The sequence below is a fragment of the Ruegeria sp. C11 genome, from assembly GCF_056537725.1.
Map to the genome: position 1 here is coordinate 104,203 of NZ_JBQFSB010000002.1, position 22,797 is coordinate 126,999.

At 55.5% G+C, this 22,797-nt stretch carries 18 protein-coding genes; 10 read left to right on the top strand and 8 right to left on the bottom strand.

What is annotated here, in order from left to right; translation table 11 throughout:
- Positions 1-8: 8 nt before the first annotated feature.
- Positions 9-935 carry a methylenetetrahydrofolate reductase gene (locus ACR0NA_RS03810; protein ID WP_480726184.1) on the bottom strand — a complete coding sequence of 309 codons (927 nt, stop codon included), beginning with the start codon at positions 933-935 and terminating at the stop codon, positions 9-11.
- 25 nt (positions 936-960) lie between these two features.
- Positions 961-1,257 (bottom strand): virulence factor, encoded by a 297-nt coding sequence (locus ACR0NA_RS03815; protein ID WP_170655659.1) that lies wholly within the window; start codon positions 1,255-1,257, stop codon positions 961-963.
- Positions 1,258-1,494: 237 nt separating this feature from the next.
- Here ACR0NA_RS03815 and ACR0NA_RS03820 point away from each other — a divergent pair, with 237 nt between their 5' ends.
- Together ACR0NA_RS03820 and ACR0NA_RS03825 are read left to right on the top strand one after the other, a co-directional pair.
- Positions 1,495-2,607: a Ppx/GppA phosphatase family protein gene (locus ACR0NA_RS03820; RefSeq protein WP_170655661.1), complete on the top strand. Its 1,113-nt coding sequence runs from the start codon at positions 1,495-1,497 to the stop codon at positions 2,605-2,607.
- Positions 2,607-3,323, top strand: coding sequence for an RlmE family RNA methyltransferase (locus tag ACR0NA_RS03825; protein ID WP_480449471.1), 717 nt, complete (start codon positions 2,607-2,609; stop codon positions 3,321-3,323). The genes ACR0NA_RS03820 and ACR0NA_RS03825 overlap by 1 nt, the downstream gene beginning before the upstream one ends.
- Before the next feature lie 296 nt (positions 3,324-3,619).
- Here ACR0NA_RS03825 and ACR0NA_RS03830 read toward each other — a convergent pair whose 3' ends face one another.
- Both ACR0NA_RS03830 and ACR0NA_RS03835 read right to left on the bottom strand, forming a co-directional pair.
- Entirely contained in the window at positions 3,620-5,533 is a 1,914-nt protein-coding gene (locus tag ACR0NA_RS03830) for a multiheme c-type cytochrome (RefSeq protein WP_480726191.1), read from the bottom strand.
- A gap of 34 nt (positions 5,534-5,567) precedes the next feature.
- Entirely contained in the window at positions 5,568-6,437 is an 870-nt protein-coding gene (locus ACR0NA_RS03835; protein ID WP_480726194.1) for a YihY/virulence factor BrkB family protein, read from the bottom strand.
- Between the two features lie 182 nt (positions 6,438-6,619).
- On the opposite strand from ACR0NA_RS03835, the gene ACR0NA_RS03840 reads away from it, so the two are divergent.
- The 5 genes from ACR0NA_RS03840 (at position 6,620) to cls (ending at position 13,134) form a co-directional block, all read left to right on the top strand.
- On the top strand, positions 6,620-7,696 hold the full coding sequence (locus tag ACR0NA_RS03840; RefSeq protein WP_170655670.1) for an AI-2E family transporter: 1,077 nt from the start codon (positions 6,620-6,622) through the stop codon (positions 7,694-7,696).
- A gap of 3 nt (positions 7,697-7,699) precedes the next feature.
- Positions 7,700-8,806, top strand: a complete 1,107-nt coding sequence (locus ACR0NA_RS03845; RefSeq protein ID WP_480726197.1) for an acetoin utilization protein AcuC — start codon at positions 7,700-7,702, stop codon at positions 8,804-8,806.
- 335 nt (positions 8,807-9,141) lie between these two features.
- Positions 9,142-10,650 carry an arylsulfatase gene (locus tag ACR0NA_RS03850; RefSeq protein ID WP_480726199.1) on the top strand — a complete coding sequence of 503 codons (1,509 nt, stop codon included), beginning with the start codon at positions 9,142-9,144 and terminating at the stop codon, positions 10,648-10,650.
- A 74-nt stretch (positions 10,651-10,724) separates the two neighbouring features.
- Entirely contained in the window at positions 10,725-11,699 is a 975-nt protein-coding gene (locus tag ACR0NA_RS03855; RefSeq protein WP_480726201.1) for an HAD family hydrolase, read from the top strand.
- 22 nt (positions 11,700-11,721) lie between these two features.
- Positions 11,722-13,134: a cardiolipin synthase gene (gene cls, locus ACR0NA_RS03860; protein ID WP_480726203.1), complete on the top strand. Its 1,413-nt coding sequence runs from the start codon at positions 11,722-11,724 to the stop codon at positions 13,132-13,134.
- On the opposite strand, the gene ACR0NA_RS03865 is transcribed toward cls, so the two are convergent.
- Positions 13,131-13,565, bottom strand: coding sequence for a potassium channel family protein (locus ACR0NA_RS03865; RefSeq protein ID WP_480726968.1), 435 nt, complete (start codon positions 13,563-13,565; stop codon positions 13,131-13,133). The genes cls and ACR0NA_RS03865 overlap by 4 nt on opposite strands.
- Positions 13,566-13,754: 189 nt before the next feature.
- On the opposite strand from ACR0NA_RS03865, the gene ACR0NA_RS03870 reads away from it, so the two are divergent.
- Genes ACR0NA_RS03870 through ACR0NA_RS03880 form a run of 3 tightly spaced genes read left to right on the top strand, consistent with a single transcriptional unit; the run spans position 13,755 to position 17,840 of the window.
- Positions 13,755-14,402, top strand: a complete 648-nt coding sequence (locus ACR0NA_RS03870) for an ABC transporter ATP-binding protein (protein WP_480726205.1) — start codon at positions 13,755-13,757, stop codon at positions 14,400-14,402.
- The gene (locus ACR0NA_RS03875; RefSeq protein ID WP_480726206.1) at positions 14,399-16,813 is read left to right on the top strand and encodes an FtsX-like permease family protein; all 2,415 of its coding nucleotides are present in this window, start codon (positions 14,399-14,401) and stop codon (positions 16,811-16,813) included. Before ACR0NA_RS03870 ends, ACR0NA_RS03875 begins: the two co-directional genes overlap by 4 nt.
- Positions 16,803-17,840, top strand: a complete 1,038-nt coding sequence (locus tag ACR0NA_RS03880; protein ID WP_480726208.1) for a lipocalin-like domain-containing protein — start codon at positions 16,803-16,805, stop codon at positions 17,838-17,840. Before ACR0NA_RS03875 ends, ACR0NA_RS03880 begins: the two co-directional genes overlap by 11 nt.
- Before the next feature lie 43 nt (positions 17,841-17,883).
- On the opposite strand, the gene ACR0NA_RS03885 is transcribed toward ACR0NA_RS03880, so the two are convergent.
- The 3 genes from ACR0NA_RS03885 to ACR0NA_RS03895 are packed head-to-tail and all read right to left on the bottom strand — an operon-like array spanning position 17,884 to position 22,775.
- Positions 17,884-19,272 (bottom strand): alpha/beta fold hydrolase, encoded by a 1,389-nt coding sequence (locus ACR0NA_RS03885; RefSeq protein ID WP_480726210.1) that lies wholly within the window; start codon positions 19,270-19,272, stop codon positions 17,884-17,886.
- A gap of 57 nt (positions 19,273-19,329) precedes the next feature.
- Complete coding sequence (locus ACR0NA_RS03890; RefSeq protein WP_170655688.1) at positions 19,330-19,761, bottom strand: universal stress protein; 432 nt, start codon at positions 19,759-19,761, stop codon at positions 19,330-19,332.
- Positions 19,758-22,775, bottom strand: a complete 3,018-nt coding sequence (locus ACR0NA_RS03895) for a TRAP transporter permease (RefSeq protein ID WP_480726212.1) — start codon at positions 22,773-22,775, stop codon at positions 19,758-19,760. Before ACR0NA_RS03895 ends, ACR0NA_RS03890 begins: the two co-directional genes overlap by 4 nt.
- Between the last annotated feature and the right edge of the window lie 22 nt (positions 22,776-22,797).

A 22,797-nucleotide genomic window follows, 5' to 3' on the forward strand; every position in this document is an offset into this window, starting at 1 on the left:
TCCGATCCTTAGGAGTTTACGGGCGCTGCAGAAGCACCGCCGTTATTGATCGCCCAGTTGGCATTGGTCTTGATGCCACCAAGCGGGAAGAAGTGCACGTTGGTGATGTTGAAATCCGGGTTGGCCGCTTTGTGCTCGGCCAGTTCGGTAATCACATCGGTCGGCTCATAGGGCAGCAGCAGCTTGGACACGTCCATCGCGCGCTTCTGCAATACCTTGAGCGACGGCCCAACACCACAGGCAATGGCAAATTTGATCAGGGTCTGCAGTTTGGCCGGACCGGCGATACCGATATGAACCGGCAGATCGATACCTGCGGCCTTCAGGTTGTCAGCCCACTCGATGATCGGCTTGGCATCAAATGCGAACTGTGTGGCCAGCGCCATCTCCGCATCCGTTGTTTCGCTGAACTTCTGCTTCCAACGCAGCGCGTCATCGACATTCTTGGTCGAACCGTCCGGGTCGATGTCCTTGTTGCCTTCGGGGTGACCGGCAACGTGCAGACGCTTGAAACCTGCCTTGTCAAACAGGCCGGTTTCCAGCAGCTGCATCGAGCTGTCAAAGTCACCATGCGGTTTTGCAACCCCACCCGCCAGCAACAGTGCCTGATCGATACCGGCTTCACCCTGGTACATCGAGATCCAGTTCTCCAGCGTCGCCGCATCCTTGATGATGCGCGCCGGGAAGTGCGGCATGACCGGATACCCTTCGGCCGCGATCCGCTTGGCGGTCTTGACCATGTCCTCGATCGGGGTGCCCTCGATATGAGCGATGTAGACGCGGGTGCCCTCGGGTAGCAGCGCGCGGAAATCCTCGACCTTTTCGGCGGTGCGCGGCATCACCTCGATCGAATAGCCTTTCAGAAAGGCTTCGACGGTCGGGTTCACCGGGGCCTTTTCAGCCACATCACGTTTCTTGAAGTTCAGCAAAGCCATTGCGGCCTCCCATTAATGTAAGGGCTCACGCCCAACCGTCATTGGCAATCAGGGATTTCACACGTTCCTGATCGTACTCCGTTTCCAGACGCAGCGCCTGCGCCTCGGCTATTTCTGCCGGATCACCTTCGACCTCGAAAGGTTCTGCCTTCCGCCATTCGGCCAGATAGGCATCAGCATCCTTTGCATTAACTTTCATCGCGGCACGATCAATGGCCTGCTCGAACCGCTCCTCCAGCTGCCGTTTGGCACCTCGACGGCCTTTGCCGACGATGACCTGAGCAGGGATGTCGCGCCAATAAACAATTGTGACGTCGGGCATCGCTTTGATTCCTCCTAGCCTGATGGACAGTATCTAGACGTCTATGGTTGTTCGGGTCAGTCGAATTTCGACACACAACGCATTCTCAGCGACGTTTTTGCCCGCAATGATATCGAACTGTTTACCTGCCATCGTCAAAACACGGCACATCAAAATTCTCATGACTTTAATGAGCCGCTTGCGTGACCGGACACCGCGACATATGGTCGAGGTAACTCGAAATCGGAGGGCGTGAAGATGGCGCCCAGGCGTCCCAAAGGTGCGGGCGCGTTCCCAAAAGCGGTCGAAAGCCCCGTGCCAGCAAGACCCGATCCCGATGCGCTGTATGCCGCATTGGATCTGGGAACAAATAGTTGTCGCATGCTGATTGCCCAACCCAAGGGCAGCGGCTTTCATGTGGTGGACAGTTTTTCCAAATCCGTTCAGCTTGGCGCGGGCCTTGAACGGACCGGACGACTGTCGCGTTCGTCCATGGCGCGCACTATTCAGGCACTTCGTATCTGTCAGCAAAAGCTGAAGCGGAACAAGGTTAAGCGGATGCGCCTTGTCGCGACCGAGGCTTGTCGACGGGCCAAGAATTCCCGCGACTTTATCCGACAGGTCAGACGCGAAACCGGTTTGACGCTTGAGATCATTCAGCCTGAAGAAGAAGCCCGCCTTGCCGTCATTTCCTGCGCGCCTTTGGTGTCGACCAAGACAGAACAGCTATTGGTTGTGGACATCGGCGGCGGCTCGACCGAACTGGTCTGGATCGATATATCTTCGATCCCACGCCGGGACCGGCCTGCGGCAATAATGCGGTTGCACAACGGGTTTCACACAGTCGAAAGCCCCTTCCCTTCTGCCAAGGTCGTCGACTGGATCAGCGTACCTTTGGGCGTGGCGACATTGCGAGATCAGTTTCACGATGTTGAGGATGACTCGGCACGGTTTGCCCTGATGAGCTGGTTCTTCGAAGAGAACCTTGCCGACTTCGCACCTTACAAGGACGAACAGGCCCGCGAAGGATTCCAGATTGTTGGAACCAGCGGCACCGTCACTACTGTTGCTGCATCGCATCTGGGGCTCAAGCGTTATGACCGGACCAAAGTCGATGGTTTGCGCATGACCAGCGATCAGATTGACAAAGTCATACGTGGCTATCTAGAACTCGGCCCTCAGGGCCGCCGCCGTGACCCGCGCATCGGCGAGGACCGGCAGGCCCTTATCATGTCCGGCTCGGCCATTTTGCAGGCGCTTTTGCGGCTCTGGCCCACCGATCGCCTTTCCGTGGCGGACCGGGGGCTGCGCGAAGGTCTGCTTTATGCGCAGATGAGTGCGGACGGCGTACTGGAAGACGGACCATTCTGATGGCAAAGACACCTAGCGGAAAAAACACGTCGGGTCGCGGACAGCGTGATCTGAAGGTCAACGTAAAAACCGCGCGCGGACGCAAGCTTAGTTCTACCCGCTGGTTGCAGCGCCAGTTGAACGACCCGTACGTAAAGCGTGCACAGGCCGAGGGTTACCGCGGTCGCGCGGCATTCAAGATCATGGAATTGGACGACAAGTTTCGATTTCTGGTCCCCGGAGCAAGGGTTGTCGATCTGGGTTGTGCACCAGGTGGATGGTGTCAGGTGGCCGTCAAGCGCGTGAATGCGCTGGGCGAAAAGTCAGGGAAAAAAATCGGCACGATTCTGGGCATCGACCTGCAAGAGGTTGAACCGATCGCAGGTGCCGAAATTCATCAGCTTGATTTCATGGATGACGGGGCGGATGAGGCGGTCAAGGAATGGCTGGGGGGCAAGGCGGATGTGGTCATGTCCGATATGGCTGCGGCCTCGTCCGGGCACAAGCAGACCGACCATTTGCGTATCATGTCACTTTGTGAAACAGCGGCCTATTTCGCGTTTGATGTTCTGGAACAGGGCGGCACCTTTGTTGCCAAGGTTCTGGCCGGAGGGGCCGAAGGCGATCTGCAGAAACTGCTAAAGCAAAAGTTTGAGAAGGTCGCGAATGTAAAGCCGCCCTCGTCCCGGTCGGACAGTTCCGAAAAATTCGTCGTGGCCACCGGGTTCCGCGGCTGAAGCCGTTATCGACGATCCGGCTTCAACTCGGGCAGACGTTGTTCGCGAAACGACGCGACCGCCAACCCTTGCAACAGTAACGCATCCCCGTGACTGACATCAGTAGGTTTTCTGGATCGCAATTCTTCAATTCTCTGCTTCCCCGCCTTTGATTTAGCGGGCGAAGCAAAACCTTGCGAACTATTCTGAATCCTGGACATACAGCACCTCTAAGGCGGTCAGACATCACTCCTAACCTCTGTCTATCTCAGCAATTTGCGGGGAAAATGGCGCAAAACAGACCTGACCGTGCCGATTCAACGTCCAAGTTGCGCCGACAGGTCTTTCAGTGCGGGATCATTCGGCAGAATATTCATCGCTTCGCGCAGCACGTTGCGCGCCGCTTGCGGACCCCGGTTTATCTGGGCCAGTTGAACCAGCATCGGCCAGGCTTCGGCCCTCTGCGGGTCCAGACTCACGACCTCACGAAAAGCGCGCTCGGCAGCTACGGGATTACGTAGGGTGAGTGCCATCCCCCCCAGAACCAGATGTGTTTCCGGAAAGTCCAGACGGTTTGACAACGACCTCTGCCAATCGCGCATCCCCTGCCCTGCAAGGGCCCGTTGGCTGGGGGAAAGCGCCGCTGCGGGAATCGTCAGAAATTCCTTTGCTGCGGAAATACGCACATTTCGCATTGGGTCCTGCAATAAAGGCGCCAGCCGTTCCACACGCTCCGCAGGCGGAGCGTGGCGTTGTAACGGCGCGACGTTGGCCCGTATCAGCGGGTCCTCATCGTCCAACAGCGGCGCAGTTTGTTCTGCGATGTCAGGCGATCCATAAGATTGCAAAAGGTACAACGCCGTTGCGCGTACAATGCCGGGCAAATCCTCATCATGCGCGATTGCCAAAAGATTGGGGGCGGACTCGGACGGGTTTGCTATGGCCGTTGAAAAAACCGCCCCATAATGCCTGCCCCGGTGACTTGAGTCGGGAAACCAACCTTCAATCAGTTCAGCCGCCCAGTTCTGATCGCGGTCCTCATGGCAATCCGTACACGCGTCCGGCGAACCAGTTCGAAGACCAAGATCAGGCCGGGGCACGCGGAAACTGTGATCCCGACGGCCATCGACGCCCATGTAGACTCGTTCGATCATATGGCAGTTTTTGCACTGCGCACCTTCACTGTTTTCGGAATGATGATGATGTTCTGCGGCATCATAGGCCTTGTTGATCAACGTCGGGAAATTGGGGTTGCCTGCCGGCGAATGGCATTGGGTGCATATCGCGTTCCCCTCGGCCCTGAGATCGGCCCCGTGCGGATCATGGCAATCCATGCACCCAACTCCTCGTGCGTACATCTTGGATTGCAGGAACGAGCCATAAACATAGACTTCATCCAGAATCTGACCGCCCGGATGATATAATCCCGGCCGGAGCAGCGCGAGGTTGTAGGCTTCGTGAAAAGGCGTACCGGGCAGTGGATTGCCATCTTCCAATGCTTCTCGACGGGAATGGCATCCGGCGCATTGCTGAATTCCCGATTCCGTTTCATCCCAATTCACCGAAAAACCAAATTGGTCGAGCGGATCCTCCGGCGTTTTTCCTGCCACCCAGTCTAAATGCGCCGAGGCCGGGCCATGGCAAGCCTCGCACCCCACCCCGATTTCAGATTGAGTCGACGCGTACCTGTTTGTTTGCGCACCAAAGTTCTTCTGAAAACCCGTTGCGTGGCACTCGGCGCAACGACCGTTCCAGTTCTTGTACGGTCCCGTCCAGTGCAAGCCGTCGTCCGGCGGTAAATCCTGATCCGGATACAGATGAAACCACTCTTGCCTCTCCGTGTCCCATACCACATCAAAGCTTTGCAGCCTGCCCGGTTCGGTTTCAAACAGATATTGCTGCAGCGGCTCAACTCCGACAACCGAATGCACGCTGTATTCAGTTGTTTTTCCGTCCTTTTCGGTGACCTGTGCGGTATAGGATTCGCCGTTCCGTCGGAAGGTTGCCGTCATGCCATCGTGATGAAACTCCGTGCCGTCGAAGTCGGCCAGAACCATGTCATCGCTGACTTCGGTCCAGGCCTTTGCATGATGAGAACCCGCCCACGCGTTAGCTTCTTCTTCGTGACATTCCACACATTGCTCTGATCCGACATATTCAGGCGATTGCGCTGATACGCTGGTTGCGAGCAGAACAAACACTGCAATCGAAGAGAATATCCTTGTCGTCATGCGCTGCTCACTGCACCTGTTTCTGGCTTGCACATCAGTTTTTCCCAGCCTCAGCTTTTCGGCTGGCCAGATCAATCAAAGCACCATTGAACTCGGCTCCAAGGATCAGAATGGCAGCGCACAGATACAGAAAAATCAAAGCGGCCATTGCGCCGGCCAAGCCTGCATATGTGGCGCTGTACGTTGCGAATTTTCCAATGTAGACCGAAAATCCCCACCCGCCTGCCGCCAAAAGCGCCAGTGTCAACAAAACGCCGGGCAAAATCTGGCCAAGACTATGCCTGCGCGTTGGCAACACGAGATGGGCCAGAACAACCGTTCCCGTCGGCACAGCAACGGTGAAAGTCCAGCGCAGCCGGTCGACGGACAACCACTCTGACACGTTCACCGCCGTATTCTCGGATACAAGTTGAGTGTAGACCGGTAAAACCAGCTCAAAAGCAGCCAAAGCAAGGATCGCAGCTCCGCCAAGGATCACCAGTACGATACAAAGCAGGCGCGATTTCCAGAACGGCCAGACATCCTCGTCATGGTAGGCGCGGGTAATTGCGGTGCGTACCGCATTCACTCCGTTCGACGCAAAGTAGATCGCAAGCAGGCCGCCGAGGGTAATGGCACCCGACCCTGCACCTGCAAGAACAGCACGCAGTTCGGAAACGATAGGATCGGCCACATCCTTGGGCCATGCCCCAAAGATCAGTTCGATCAGTTCGTCCGTCACCAGATCCTGAGACAGTGCCCCTGCCAAAGCCACTGTGAACAACACAAAAGGAAACAGTGCCAGCATCATCGACATGGCGACGTGACTGCTCATGACAAAGCCGTTCTTGTCATTGAAACGGCGCAACGCCAGCCACAATGCCTGAACTGGAAGTCCGAATTGGGGATTCGCCGGGCGTGTCATTCGCCCACCCTAGCCTGCATCAGGCGCCCGCAGAACCCATCAAAGCGTAAAGGGTAACGATTTCGCCCGCTTAACCGCCTGATGCCATTGCATAAACCGAACCGCCTGTGCAGGATCGCTCAGACGTTCTATTGTCCAAGGCCCTATGGCCCGCCATTTTGATCGAACTGCAGGCAAAAAATATGACACGACCCGCCAAATACACGTACAGCCTGCACCTAACCCTGGTCCGGGATATCACAATTGTGGCGACCCTGGTCATACTGGGCCTCTATGCGGGCGCCGGATTCCTAATACCCCTTACCATGGCCCTATTGATCAATGTGCTGATCATCGCACTGAGCGACCGGGTTGTTGCCCTGACACGTGCACCCGTTTGGCTGGCCAACGTTGCTGGTGTCACCGTGGTTTTGGCCGGTTTGTTCATGATCATGTACATTATGGGCAGTCAAGCTACGCAATTCGCGCGATCCATCAACACTTATGAAAGCCAGTTCGACAACGCTGTAAACCGTATTACCGGACTGGTTGGCAACGATGTGACAAAATTCATCCGCGACAATCTGATCAGCCTCGACATGTCCTTTGTCGCCCGCCTGCTGCTGGGCAGCGCCACATCGCTATTGAACCAGTTTTTCCTGATCAGTCTTTATGTCGCCTTTCTGATGGCAGAACGATTGGCCTTTCGGAAAAAGATAAGGCTCGCCGCTGGCAGCCCGGAGTTGGGGGCCGAACTGGCCACGGTTCTGGATGCCATTTCGTTCAGCCTGCAACGTTATGTCGGGGTCAAGACACTTATCAGCCTGATCACCGCCCTGATCAGCTATTCCGTATTCCGCGCTTTAGGCCTTGAATATGCCGAGACATGGGCAGTTCTGACATTTGCCCTGAATTTCATACCATCGATCGGGTCGGTCATTGCGGTGGTCTTCCCGTCGCTGATTGCCCTTGTCCAGTTCGAATCCATCGGACCGTTTCTGATCATCGTGCTGGGCTGCGGGACCATTCAGTTTCTAATCGGCAACTTCCTTGATCCGGCAATGCTTGGCCGGTCCCTCAACATGTCCACATTTCTGGTCATTCTGGCACTGACGTTCTGGACCACTGTCTGGGGACTGATCGGCGCATTCCTGAGTGTCCCCCTTACCGTTTGCATCCTGATCATCTTTAGCCACATCCCGGCTCTCAGACCCGTTGCAATAATGATGTCCCTTGATGGCCGTTTAGGTGAAGAGGCCGCAAGAACTGATACGGAGTGAGCAGTGCAGGCGCCGCTGTTCATAGGTTCGGAAATCTATCGGCATTCGACCTATGGTTCCAAACACCCTCTGGCGATTCCGCGTGTATCTACGGTAATCGACCTTTGCCGGGCGATGGGCTGGCTGACGCAGGACAATTACCGCACAAGCCCGCGCGCAAAACCCAAAGCGCTAGAGGCATTTCACACACCCGAGTATATTTCGGCACTGCTGCAGGCCGAAAGATCCCAAAAGGTTTCGCCTGAAATACAGCGCCGACACGGGTTAGGTACAATATCAAACCCGGTTTTCACGGAAATGTATCGGCGTCCGGCCACCGCTGCGGGCGGTTCTATTCTTGGGGCTGAACTTTTGGCCAGAGGTGGTGTGGTCTATAATCCGGCAGGCGGAACCCATCACGGTATGCCTGACCGGGCAAATGGCTTTTGCTATCTCAACGATCCGGTCCTGGCGATCAAAACCCTTTTGAATCAAGGCATTCAACGCGTCGTCTACATCGACATAGACGCCCATCACTGTGATGGGGTCGAAGTCGCCTTTCATGGCTCGGAATGTGTACGCATGATTTCGGTCCATGAGGGCAAACGCTGGCCGTTTTCGGGCGCCCTAGAGGATCGTGCCGGTGGTTCGGCATTTAACCTGCCCGTGCATCGCAACCTGAACGACGACGAGTTCAGATTGATATTGGATCGGCTAATCCTGCCCGCAACCGACGCATTTTGCCCGGATGCCATCGTGCTCCAATGCGGGGCGGACGCTGTCTTCGAAGACCCTTTGTCGCGCCTCGCACTCTCCAACACTTCTCATTGGCGAACGGTTGCTGAATTACGCGAGCTTTCACCAAGAATGCTGGTGCTGGGCGGGGGTGGGTACAATCCGTGGTCCGTTGCCCGGCTTTGGGCCGGAGTCTGGGCGATATTATGCCATCAAGAAATACCTGACGTGCTGCCACTTCAGGCGCAGTCGGTTCTGAAAAATTTACAATGGACCCGTGCCGCCGGCCGTAACCCGCCCGACCACTGGCTCACGACACTGCGGGATGCGGTGAATAGTGGGGCAATCGATCGTGAGCTGGTGAGCAACATTGCTAAACTCGCTACTCGGATTTGACAGCGGAATAACAAAGGCCGTTCTTGTAAATTAAATTTTTGACGATTTCTCAAACATCCGTTTCTAATAATATTTTGATCTGATAGTTTTCCAATCACGTACTGGATTATAACCGTAAACTTCCTACCGCAGACGCACCTAAGCTAATTCGCGTAAAATCAATCTCTTACGAAGGCTCCTTTTATTCAACGTGCCTTCGCTTCTCAAAACAGACCATCCGGCAGCGGAGTGGTCGGCGCAATTACAAGGAGAGACTTATGCCAGAATTGTTTCCGTCATCGCCACGTTGGCGCTCGTATTTTCGAAGATTGGCGGCACTGTCCGTTACGGCAGTCATGGCACTGCCAGCTATTGCGCAGGAGCAAAAACCGAACATCCTCGTCATTTGGGGTGATGATATCGGCCAATCAAACATCTCAGCCTACACAATGGGCCTGATGGGCTATCATACGCCCAACATAGATCGCATTGCCAAAGACGGCATGATTTTCACAGATTATTACGGTGAACAGTCCTGCACCGCTGGGCGATCCTCGTATATCATGGGGCAATCTGTATTCCGTACAGGCCTGTCCAAAGTCGGCCTGCCGGGCGCAGAGCTTGGAATGCAGGAAGAAGATCCCACCATTGCCGGACTGTTGAAGGCCGAGGGATACGTTACTGGCCAGTTCGGTAAGAACCACCTCGGGGACAAAGATGAGCATTTGCCGACAAACCACGGTTTTGATGAGTTTTTCGGCAATTTGTATCACCTGAACGCCGAAGAAGAACCCGAGAACGAAGACTATCCCGGTGACGCGATTCTGGCAGATGGCCGTACCTTCCAAGAAGCATTTGGGCCACGCGGGGTCATCAAGTCTTCGGCGGATGGTACCATCGAAGACACCGGCCCATTGACCAAAAAGCGAATGGAAACCGTTGACGACGAAACCGTTGACGCCGCTATCGATTTTATCAAACGCTCCCACGAACAAGGTCAGCCTTTCTATGTCTGGTGGAATGGAACCCGGATGCATTTTCGCACCCACGTGGCCGATGATCGGCGCCATCGAGGCAATGACGAGTACACAGACGGCATGATCGAGCACGATATGCATGTTGGCCAGTTGCTCGACCTGCTGGACGAGTTGGGTATCGCCGACAACACCATCGTTCACTATTCAACCGACAACGGCCCTCATATGAACACGTGGCCGGATGCGGCGATGACTCCGTTTTGGGGTGAAAAGAATACCAACTGGGAAGGGGGATGGCGCGTTCCGTCCATGGTCCGCTGGCCCGGCGTGATCGAGCCCGGTTCGGTTTCGAACGAGATCATGCACCACATGGACTGGCTGCCCACCTATCTGGCGGCAGTTGGCCGCGACAACATCAAAGAGGAATTGAAACAGGGCGGCGTTCAAGCCATCGGGCGCGAATACAAGGTGCATCTGGATGGCTATAACTTCCTTCCCTATTTCAAGGGTGAAGTCGAAGTGGGCCCGCGCAAGGAAATCTTCTACTTTTCGGATGACGGCGACATGACCGCGCTGCGGTATGACGACTGGAAGCTGATTTTCCTTGAGCAAAAGGCGTGGGGCACATTGCGGGCGTGGATGGAACCGTGGACGGAATTGCGCATTCCGCTGATGATCAACCTGCGCCGGGATCCTTATGAACGGGCCTACCGCACGTCGAACACCTATTATGACTGGCTATTGGACCGGGCCTATTTCCTGGTGCCTGCGCAGGCGTATGTCGGCGATTTCCTGGCAACCTTCCAGGAGTTTCCACCTCGCCAGAAGGCAGCCAGCTTTAATCTGGAGCAGGTGATGGAAAAAATGCTGTCGCCGATAGGCGATTGATTCTGTTGATACAATCGGCGAGGGCCGCAAAAGTATGTTGCGGCCCTCGCTGGCATTTTGACGGAGGCGTTTTGATGAAAATTGCAAGCATTTGTCTGGCAGCACTCTTTGCCGCATCCGCCGCAGCTGGCGATCCCCTGCCCTCGTGGAATGAGACTGAAACCAAATCCCGGATTATTGAATTCGTCGAATCTGTCACCGACGCTGACTCGCCGGATTATGTGACTCCGGCTGACCGCATCGCGGTTTTTGACAACGATGGAACATTGTGGGCCGAGAAGCCTGTGTATTTTCAGCTTATCTATGCCATGGATCAGGTTGCCCAACTGGCACAGGAAGATCCTTCAATCGTGACAAGCCCCGCACTCGAAGCCGCCACCCGGGGCGATCTAGAAGCGATTGCGGCGGGTGGAATGGAGGCCCTGCTGGACGTGGTCAACGCGTCTCATGCGGGTATGACCGTCGACGAGTTCCAGCAATCAGTTTCAGAATGGCTTCTTACCTCTCGTCACGGCGAAACAGATCTGGCCTACGATCAAATGACTTACCAGCCAATGGCCGAGTTGTTGAGATACCTGCGCGATGAAGGGTTTAAGACCTATATCGTCTCGGGCGGTGGCGTGCATTTCATGCGTGTCTTTGCCGAAAGGGCATATGGCATTCCACCCGAGCAGGTTCTCGGAACCTATGCCAACAGCACCTATTCACTGATCGACGGTGTGCCGACCATCAGCAAGACTCCGGGCATTGCATTTGTCGATGACAAGGAAGGCAAGCCGATCAATATTGAGCGCACCATAGGAAAGCGCCCCATATTGGCAGGCGGCAATTCAGACGGGGATTTTGCGATGCTCGAATGGACAACCGCCGGAGAAGGGCCTCGTCTGGGGCTTCTGGTGCACCATACCGATGAAAATCGTGAATGGGCCTATGATAGGGAAAGCGCCGTTGGACGCCTAGTTGACGGGTTGGATAAAGGCCCCGGGATGGGTTGGTTAATCATAGATATGGAGAAAGACTGGTCTCGCATCTACACTGGCTCGAAGTAATCATTCAGGAAGCCGGGCCATCATGTGGACCACCCTCGTTTCAGCTTTTGTTATTGGGCTTTATGGCTCTGCCGTCTTTTGCTCGGTGCGCGCCGCTCAGACGTCACGGACACCGCAGGGATCGGTTGGGTGGGTGGTATTTCTTTTGTCCGCGCCTCTGTTTGCGGTGCCGCTATATCTGTTCCTCGGCCATCATCGCTTCCGCGGCTATCGAATTGCCCGCAAGGAAAGCGAGCGGGTTGTCGAAGGGATCAAGAACTTTGCCGATATAGCAAAACCTGACCCGGCCACGATGCGGATAAACCCCCGCCCTTTCGAAGCCCTGGCCCACCTGCCTGTTTCCCGTGGGAATGACGCCCATCTTTTGATCGACGGCGAAGCGACCTTTCAGGCCATTTTCGACGCCATAGATAGGGCTACAAAATACATCCTGATTCAGTTTTATATTATTCGCGACGATGAACTGGGCGTGGAACTTCAGGACCGTCTGATCGCCGCTTCGAAACGGGGCGTGCACGTACGCTTTATGACGGATGGTGTCGGCAGCTATGGCCTGTCCAATGACTACTTTGACCGGATGCGCCAAAACGGGATTGATGTCGCAGATCCGCGGGATCAGAGGGGACCGAATTTCAGGTTCCAACTCAACTATCGCAACCACCGCAAATCCGTTGTCGTTGACGGAGAGATCGGCTTTATCGGCGGACACAATGTTGGCGTCGAGTATCTTGGTCAAAATCCCAAATTCGGGCCTTGGCGCGATACTCATGTTCAACTGCACGGCCCGATCGTTAGGCAGTTGCAACTTATTTTTGCCGAAGACTGGCATTGGGCCCGGAACGAAGACCTGATTGATCTGGTTGACTGGAATGGTTCCGACGCAGAACGGGACATGAATGCCCTGCTAGTTGCAACGGGACCGGGGGATGACACGGAAACCGGTGCGATGATGTTTTTTTCCGCCATTGCGGCGGCAAAGGAACGGATCTGGATTGCGTCACCCTACTTCATTCCAGATCTCGACATCATGACCGCCTTGCAGCATGCAGCGCTGCGCGGCGTCGATGTTCGCATTCTGGTGCCCGAAGTGATCGACCACCGTATTCCATGGCTGGCTGCTTTTGCCTACTTCGATGAAATCCGGGACTGTGGCGCCAAGGTGTTTCGCTATACAGACGGCTTCATGCACCAGAAGGTTTTTGTCGTGGATGAAACCCTGGGTGCGGTTGGCACCACCAATCTGGACAATCGTTCCTTCAGGCTCAATTTCGAAGCAATGGCCCTGTTTTTTGATGAAGAAGCTGCAGTTGCAATCAGTCAGATGCTGCAAGACGATTTCAACTCAAGCTACGAGCTTGTGCGCTCTCTTCATCAACAACCGGCCTATATTCGGCATGGGGCGCCCATTGCGCGCCTTTTTGCCCCGATCCTTTAGGACAGAAACCGCTCTTCGAACACGCGGGTCATCAGGGCAACCATGTAGGCGGTAGAAAGACCAAAGGCCAACAGGCCGGTAACAGAAGCAAACGCACCAAAAATGCGCAATCCTTCACCCAGAACGATATCGCCATACCCCAAGGTCGTGAATGTAACGAGCGAGAAGTACAGAGCAGAGTTCCAATCCGGCAGCACATCGCCCAAAACCCAGACAATCGCCCAGATCCATACCTGTATGGTGTGCGTCGCAACAATGAACGCCAATGCCATGCAAACCGGACCGGCCGTTCTAAGGACTTGCCCTTTGCCTTCCCATCTGTCCAGCAGGCGGCGGATCATGATGGTGCACCATGTCAAAAGGCCAATTTCAATCAGGAAACAAAGGCCCAGATAGACGCTGCCCCAAAATATCTGCTGCGACAACGTCATGTCACGAAACCCCGGTTCCAAAAAGCGCACCAATTGCGCGGTCAGAATGACCCGCAGCCCTGTTAGGGGCAACCCCTGCACGTGCGTTCCACTGCCCTGCCCTGCGACGAATGGCAATACCCCACATGTCTCTACTGGACACAGCGCGCGGTGGCTGCACATTGTGTCAGGCGCAAGGTGAACGTCAGAATGCTTTTAGAGTTAAATCAAGTTACTAAGACCTATCCCGGCAGCAGACCGGTTCTTAAGGACGTGTCCCTAAATTTGGACCATGGCCAGACACTGGCCCTTACAGGCGAAAGCGGCAGCGGCAAGAGCACCCTTCTTAACCTTGCGGGGGCATTGGACAGTTTTGATCAGGGGGAAATCCTGCTGGACGGTATTCGCCTGTCCGGTCTGGGCGATTCCGGACGGGCCGAGCTGCGCCGCCGCACCGTTGCGTTAGTGTTTCAGCAATATAACCTGATTCCCTCGCTGACCGTATCGCAGAACCTGTCTTTTCACGCGCGGTTGGCCGGATGCTTTGACGCCGAATGGACCGACGAGTTGGCACATCGGCTTGGCCTTTCCGAATTGGGCGACCGTTATCCTGAACATCTGTCGGGCGGCCAGCAACAACGGGTCGCAATCGGGCGGGCGATGGCAGCAAAGCCCAAACTACTTTTGGCGGATGAACCGACCGGCAATCTCGACGAAACCGCAAGTGGCGTCGTGATGAAGCTTATGCTGGAACTGGTGCGGGATGCAGGTGTCGCGCTGCTACTGGTCACGCATTCAAGTGAAATTGCCGGGCAACTGGACCGGCACGCGCATCTGGCTGGCGGAAAGATCTCATGATCGGCCCGGCGTTGCAGGTTTTGCTGTCGCATTGGCGGGCGCATATTCTGCAACTGGCCACATTGCTTATCGGCATTGCACTTGCCACCGGCCTGTGGTCTGCCGTTCAGGCAATAAATGCCGAGGCCCGCGCCAGCTATGCCCGGGCTAACGCCCAGCTTGCCATCGGTCAGTTCGACGAGTTGCGCGACCGAAACGGCCTTATCCCGCTGGAAAGATATATCGATCTTCGCCGAGCCGGATGGCAGGTCGCGGCAGTGCTTGAGGGGCCATTCAGGGTCGGAGATCGCACCTTGCGCCTAATGGGCGTCGATATGATTGCTTATCCGGCATTACCGGCAATGACCCAGACCGATCGGGGCGATACACCGCCTGACCTAGTGGACATCCTGACACCTCCGGGTCGATTACTGGCCCGTCCTGATCTGGTTTCTGTACTTGGCGATCAGGAAGATTTACCACCGGTCATTGTGTCAGCGTCTTTGCCCCCTGATCTGATCCTGACGGATATCAGTGTCGCCGAAAAGTTGCTGGCCAAGCCCGGCCAGATATCTCGTCTTGTCGTTCTGCCAAATCAGCCCAAAGGGATTCCGCCTTTGGCGGAAATCGCCCCTGAACTGGAACGGATCACTGCATCGTCACAGATGGACACAGCGCAACTGACGGACAGCTTTCACCTGAACCTTTCAGCATTTGGTCTACTGTCATTTGCTGTCGGTCTCTTCATCGTTCACGGAACGGTCGGCCTTGCCTTCGCGCAGCGTCGCAGCATGATCCGCACACTTCGCGCACTTGGCCTTTCGCTGCGTCTGCTGATCTGGCTGATCCTTGGGGAATTGACGCTTTTGGCATTAGTCGGCGGCGTGTTGGGATTGTTGTTGGGCTTTTTCATCGCCGGAGGTTTGCTACCGGATGTAGCAGCAACCCTGCGGGGGCTGTACGGCGCCCCGATTGACGGGCAACTCGCCCTCCGGCCGACTTGGGTGGCCGCGGGTTTATTGATGGCCGTGGGTGGTACTCTGCTTGCAAGTGGCCAATCCCTGTGGCGTTTAGCCAAGATGCCGCTACTGGCGAGCCCCGGGGTGCAGGCATGGAGTTCCAGCGGTACTGCAAACCCTCTGCCCGGCTATCTGGGCCTGCTGCTGATAGGAGCTGGTATCTTGGTCTTTTGGAGCTTTGGCGGCCTTGTTCCGGGCTTCCTCATGCTTGGAGGAATTCTGACCGGCGCGGCATTGTTACTGCCCCTTGTGCTTTCGACCTTTTTGCGAGGCTTTAAAACACGCGCGCAAAGCCCTGTTTTTCAATGGATATGGGCGGATATGCTTGCCCAACTACCCGGGTTGTCGCTCGCTCTTATGGCTTTGCTTCTCGCCTTGGCGGCCAATATCGGCGTCGGAACCATGGTATCAAGTTTTCGCCTGACATTCACCGGTTGGCTGGATCAGCGACTGACATCCGAGCTTTATGTTACGGCAGTAAACGACCAGCAAGGCTTGGAAATCACCCAGTGGTTAAGTCCACAGGTGGATGCGGTGCTGCCAATAAGGCGGGTCGAAATGAGCCATGAGACAGGACCGTTGTTTCTATACGGAGTCGTTGACGATCAGACTTATCGGGAAAAATGGCCCTTGATAGCGGCAGATCCTGATGCCTGGGACAAGGTGGCCTCAGGCAACGCTGTTCTAATCAATGAACAACTGGCGCGCAGGGCCGATCTTTGGCCGGGCTCAACTATCTTGCTGTCGCCCGACTGGCAGCTGGTGGTCGCCGGAGTCTATTCGGATTATGGCAATCCAACCGGGCAAGCCATCGTCTCGATGGATCAGTTTACCGCACATTTCCCGACTAGCCCTCATCGCCGGTTTGGCATTCGCGTTTCCCCAGACCGCGCCACCGATCTTGCCCGGTCTCTGCGTAAGCAATTCGAACTCCCCGATCGGGCTGTGGTTCATCAGGCTGCCATGAAAGCGCAATCGCTATCCATCTTCGAGAAGACATTCGTTGTGACCTCGGCCCTGAATATCCTGACACTGGGCGTTGCTGGTTTTGCTATTTTGACCAGCCTGCTTACACTTTGGACACAGCGCTTACCGCAGGTAGCGCCAGTCTGGGCGCTGGGAATGACCCGAAGTCGGCTGGCAACACTGGAAATTCTACGCAGCGTGTTGCTTGCCGCACTGACCTGTTGCCTTGCGCTCCCTTTGGGCCTTGTTCTCGCTTGGGTTTTGCTTGTGGTCATAAACGTCGAGGCATTTGGATGGCGGCTTCCTATGCACCTGTTCCCCATGGACTGGATTCGCTTGTTGCTGCTGACGTTGCTTGCGGCGGCAATAGCGGCGGCACTGCCCGCCCTGCGGCTGCGTCGGTTGCCGCCAGCTGATTTGCTGAAAGTGTTTGCCAATGAACGTTAAGCTGCTTCTTACCTTTCTTCTGGCGCCTATCGCCGCTCTGGCTCAGGGGTTTGCGGGGTTGGGTGGAGACGCAGAAGGTTTCGACGTCCCTTACGCGGGTTATGAGTTCCAGTTTCCCGCCGATCATGGCCCGCATCCAGCGTTTCGGATTGAATGGTGGTACGTGACTTCCACATTGGAAGACAAGGATGGGAACGACTACGGCATTCAATGGACCCTGTTTCGGTCGGCGTTGAAGCCTTTTGAACAGGAAGGCTGGCAAAGCCCGCAGTTGTGGATGGGGCATGCTGCGATTACGACACCAACCGAACACTACTTTGACGAACGCCTCGCCCGTGGTGGCATCGGTCAGGCTGGTGTCAAAGCCACCCCGTTTGCCGCATGGATAGACGAGTGGCAGATGAAAGGCCCCGACATCAACACCATTCATCTGACGGCTAGAGGGCAGGAATTTGGATACGACCTGAGCCTTCGGGCCCAAGGACCACTGGTCTTTCATGGTGACGCTGGTTTTTCGGTCAAATCCGCCGCGGGACAGGCAAGTTTTTACTATTCACAACCTGCGTATTCCGTGACCGGAACCCTTAATCTGCCTGATGGCGAAGTTCCAGTGTCCGGCGAGGCTTGGCTTGATCGGGAGTGGTCGTCGCAGCCTTTGGCTGAGGATCAGACCGGGTGGGATTGGTTTTCGCTCAACTTCGACACTGGCGAGCGCCTGATGGCATTTCGCCTGCGCGGCGGGCGTGGAGACTTCACCTCGGCCACATGGATTGCAAGAGATGGCACCACAACCGTCCTGCCCGATAAAGCAATTTCGTTTACACCATTGCAATCCGCATCAGTTGCCGATCGTGACATACCAATCAAATGGCGGATCAACCTGCCGGAACGAAATCTGGATATAGAGGTACAGGCGATGAACCCCGATGCATGGATGGGAACAACCTTTTCTTATTGGGAAGGTCCTGTCGAAGTATCCGGCAGTCACCTCGGTCGCGGATATCTGGAAATGACAGGGTATCAATGAGAGGTGCGTAAACGCTTCGCATCCTCTTAAGTTTGAGCAGTATTTACGAATTTTCGCTGATAAATGGTTCAACCGCTTCGAAGTACAATTCGAATCCCGGCTGCCCTTCGATAGCAACGTGATTGTTGCCCGGCAGCTCTACGAACCGCGCACCGGGGATAAGTCTTGCCAGCAATTGCCCCTGGTACAGTGGGGCCACGCGATCTCCGGTGAAATGCAAGACCATTGTGGGCACTTTCAGTTCGGATGCCAGCGTCCGCACATCTATTTTTCCATTCATTTCATAGATCTTACCCGCGTTTTCTGCGGTGACAGTTACACGTTGCAACTCATCAAAACTCTCCTGCACGGAAATTGGCGCGTCCGGCAGAAAGGCTGAGGTGAAAAAGTTTCGATAGATTGGCGTGTCCGATCCCCACCCCTCACGGATCATAAGCCTTGCTGCATCGTATAATTTAACTTCCTCAGGGTCGTTCCGCATAAGGCGTCCCTGCGCGTACCCGCCGAACAAGATCAGGCAGGCAACCTGCTCGGGGTGTTTATGGGCGTAGCTAATGGAGAACGCTGCCCCCTGGCTAATACCGAACAGGGCGAACTTTTCCAAGCCAGCAGCCTGAACCACAGCTTCCATATCCTCGATCATGGCATCGGCATCTATTCGGTCGACGTCCCAGTCGGACAAACCGTTGCCACGTTGATCGAACCGGACAAAGCGATGGTTTTCGGCAAACCGGGTCAGGAATGGGGACATGAAAGGGCTTTGCCATTCATACTCGATGTGGTTCAGCCAGTGCGGCGCCCTAAACACTGGAAATCCTTGTCCCACACTCGCAAAGGCTATGTGTGTCCCGTCCGCTGAGGTGCAGAATTCGATCTGTTGGTTGTGCGCAAGATGCGATTTGGGGCGTTCTGTTGGCTGTTCCGGTGCCCATTGCCAGACCCGAATGGGTCGCGTGATGTTTTTGACCCTTTGACTTCCAAGATCACGAAAATCATCGGCGTAACGGCCTTGAACCGTCTGATGAACGATGTCCGAGATGCACACGCCGCCGGGCTGCGCCAATCCTTCAAGGCGAGCGGCAACATTGACGCCATCTCCGAACATGTCGGATTCGTCGAAAATCACATCACCCAGATTGATTCCGACCCGGTACTTGATCCTGCGATCATCCGCTTGTCCGGATTCGCGTTCACTCATCTGGGACTGGATATCCACGGCGCAACGCACGGCATCCTGCGCCGAATGGAATTCGGCCAAAAGGCCATCGCCGGTGGTCTTTACGATCCGGCCCCGGTTGGTCGCGATTGTTGGGTCGATCAATTCCTTGCGGTGGCGTTTTTGCCGCGCAAGCGTAGCTTCGTCATCCAGTTCCATCAGCCTGGAGTACCCGACCATATCGGATGCCATTACGGCGGCCAAACGACGTTCCATCTCGTCTCCCCCGGTCGCACAATAGCAGAATTGTGCCGACCTCGCGAGACCGGTGCGTTATCGAACCACGTAGACCGAAACCGTGGAGTGGCGAACGACGCGAGCGGCATTCGGGCCCAGAAGGTAATCCCTGAATTCGGGTTTGTGCGCCCCGATAACAATCAGATCACTACCTGCATTCTCAGCCGTGTTCAGGATCTCCTGATAGGCCGTTCCTGTTGCCACGACATGCCGGACCGAAGCATTTTTTTCCTCGCCCAGCGTCGAAACGCAAAGGCGCAGCAGGTTTGCCTGAGCTTCCTTGACCGCGTTTTCGTGGAACCCGGGCTCAAAGAAACCGGACACCCAGCTTTCACCGAAATCCGGCAAAACCGTCACAACATCCAGTTGCGCCCCTTCAAGCTCAGCAAGCTTTGCCGCCTGACGCAGAACCGCCGCGTCGTGATCACCATTGCTGAGGTCAACTGCACAGAGTACTGAATTTGTCATGCGGGAACCTCTTGTCTGGCGGCACGGCCGCGTTGCAGAAAGGCGATGAGTCCAAGAAGGATCAGCGCCGGAATGAACATCAGCTCTTTCGGCGGCTGACTTGCAGGCACGCTGACAGAAGTGAGCTGAACCGGCTCATCCCCATAGTAGTCAAAGATATCCATGTCATCCGACACCGGTGTGCCAAACATCGGCTCATCCAGCTTGACCATGCCATCTTCTTCGATCAGCAGCAGACCCATGGCGTCAACACGTGCCTGGCCGCCTTCCTCGGAGCCCACGGTCAGAACGACAGTAGTATCGACCATTTCACCGGTATCAAAATCGGGTCCGCTTGCGACAATGCGGATTTCGTCACCAGGTGACGCTTCTCCTACCGTTTGCACCAGTTGGGCAGGCGCAACGTTTGTATAAGGAGGCGACACATAGTTCATTAAGAAATCCGGTCGGAACAGGGCAAAGGCAACCAGGATCAGCGCGACGCTTTCATAGATACGGCTGCGCGAAATGAAATAGCCCATTGTTCCGGCAGTAAAGACAAGGATCGCGATCGTTGCCGAGATGGCGACGATTATGCCCTCAACCCACGTGACATCGATCAGCAGCAGATCGGTGTTAAAGATGAACACGAATGGCAGCGCGACGGTCCGCAGCGAATAGAAGAACGCTGTGAAACCAGTTCTGATCGCATCGCCACCTGACACAGCAGCAGCCGCAAAGCTTGCCAATCCGACAGGGGGCGTAACGTCCGCCATGATGCCAAAGTAGAAAACAAACAGGTGCACGGCGATCAACGGAACGATCAGGCCGTCCTGCGCACCAAGCTCGACAACAACACCCGCCATCAGCGAACTTACGACGATATAGTTTGCTGTCGTCGGCAGCCCCATGCCCAGAATTAGGCTGAGCAGGCCAACCATCACTAGCATCAGGATCAAATTGCCGCCGGAAAGGAATTCAACCAGATTGGCCATCACTTGTCCGACACCGGTCAGGGTCACCGTACCAACGATCACCCCGGCGGTTGCCGTTGCAAGAGCGATGCCGATCATGTTCCGCGCACCAACAATCAGGCCATGCCACAGATCACTGACGCCTTCCATGAAGGTCGCGGCCATGTTGCTTTGACCACGAAATACGGCCTTGAGCGGTTTTTGGGTCAGCAGGATCACAAACAGCAGCGCAGTTGCCCAAAAGGCCGACAGACCCGGCGACTTCTGTTCGATCATCAGGAAGTAGACCAGAACGATAATCGGCAGCAGATAATGCAGACCAGCCTTGTAGATGTCCTTGATAATCGGCAGGGAAACTTCCTTGGCATTCGGATCATCGGGTTCAAGATCCGGCACCTGCGCGGCGAGATACACCAACGCGACATAGACGATGCAGACAATCGCACTGAGGATCAGACCCGCCTGCGATGGCGCCCATTGCGTGATTGCCTCGACAGGGAACTGAGAGCTGTAGCAAAGTCCTGCGAATACAACGAAGAATGACAACATTCCCACGATTGTTCGGGCCAGGTGAACTTCTCGATCCCCCAGCGTCGGCATGTTCCGCTTCACCGCTTCCAGGTGAACGATATAAACCAGCGCGATGTAAGAAATCGCGGCGGGCAGGAAGGCATGCGTGATCACCTCGACGTATGAGATGCCAACGTATTCCACCATAAGGAAGGCCGCGGCGCCCATCACCGGCGGCATGATCTGACCGTTGACCGAGGATGCAACCTCAACCGATCCGGCCTGTTCACTGGTAAAGCCCACGCGCTTCATCAGCGGGATGGTGAAGGTGCCGGTTGTAACCACGTTTGCAATCGATGAGCCTGAGATCAGGCCAGTTGCAGCCGACCCCACCACAGCAGCCTTCGCCGGACCACCGCGCAGGTGACCCAAAGCGCCGAACGCCATTTTGATGAAGTAATTCCCTGCCCCTGCCTTTTCCAGCAATGCGCCGAACAGGACGAACAGGAAAACGAACTTGGTTGACACCCCCAAAGCGATGCCGAAAACTCCTTCGGAGGTGATCCACATATGGCTCATCGCCTTTTGCAGGCTCGCGCCTTTCCAACGGATGACGTCAGGAACCCATTCGGAAGACCCAAAGAATACGTAGGCGAGGAAAATGGTGGCAATGATCGCCATTGCGGGACCCAGGGCCCGGCGCGCCGCTTCGAACAGGATCAACAAGCCTGCAAGTGCAAAGAACTTGTCTACATCGTCGGCCAATCCACCGCTATCAACAATTTTCTCATAGAACAAAAAGCCATACAGCGCCGAGAACACCCCTGCCCCGCAAAGAACCCAGTCTTGAACCGGAATGAAACCGCTGCCGTCGTATTCTTCCCTTAGAAGATACCTACCCGCAATCAGCGCACCAATTACCACGCCTATGACAATGCACGCCACTTGCGCCGTGCTTGAAAAGCTGTCCGTGGCGTACTGGACCAAAATTGCCATGGCCCCATAAGTCAGGGTCGCGATCGCTGCTAAAAGACCAACCGCGCTAAATACCCGTTCCAGCGCCATCGGCTCTCCGGAACCATTCAGAAACGTCGGAGCAATCAACGCAATCGCAATGATGGCTGAAAGTGCAACCCACACCCCAAGGCTGAGATCGGAAGGGAGACCCAAAAGCGCGGTAAGATCGGGAGACACCGCCATAAACAGAGCAAGTGCAAAGCTACCCAGTCCCAGAGCAGTGCCCAAATGACTCAACCAGAACTTCAGAAAGTTCCTGCTTTCCTGCCCCATAGCCGGATAGGCCATGAAACCAAGCATAAGCGCGAAGGCTAGATGGATCAGACGTGAGTTGTTACTTACCGCACCCGGCAAAAGGTAGTTAGCCAACGGAGATGCGAGAGTAACCTGAAAAAGCGACCAACTCACTGCGATGATCGCAAGCGTTAGCCCAACCATGCCAGCCGGATCACGGGCACCGGCGTCCGAGGAGGCAACCAGCTCCTGTAGTTCCTCTTCGGATAAAGGACGATTGCCCTGTTGGTCAGTGCTCATCAACGTATCTCCCCGTCCAGCG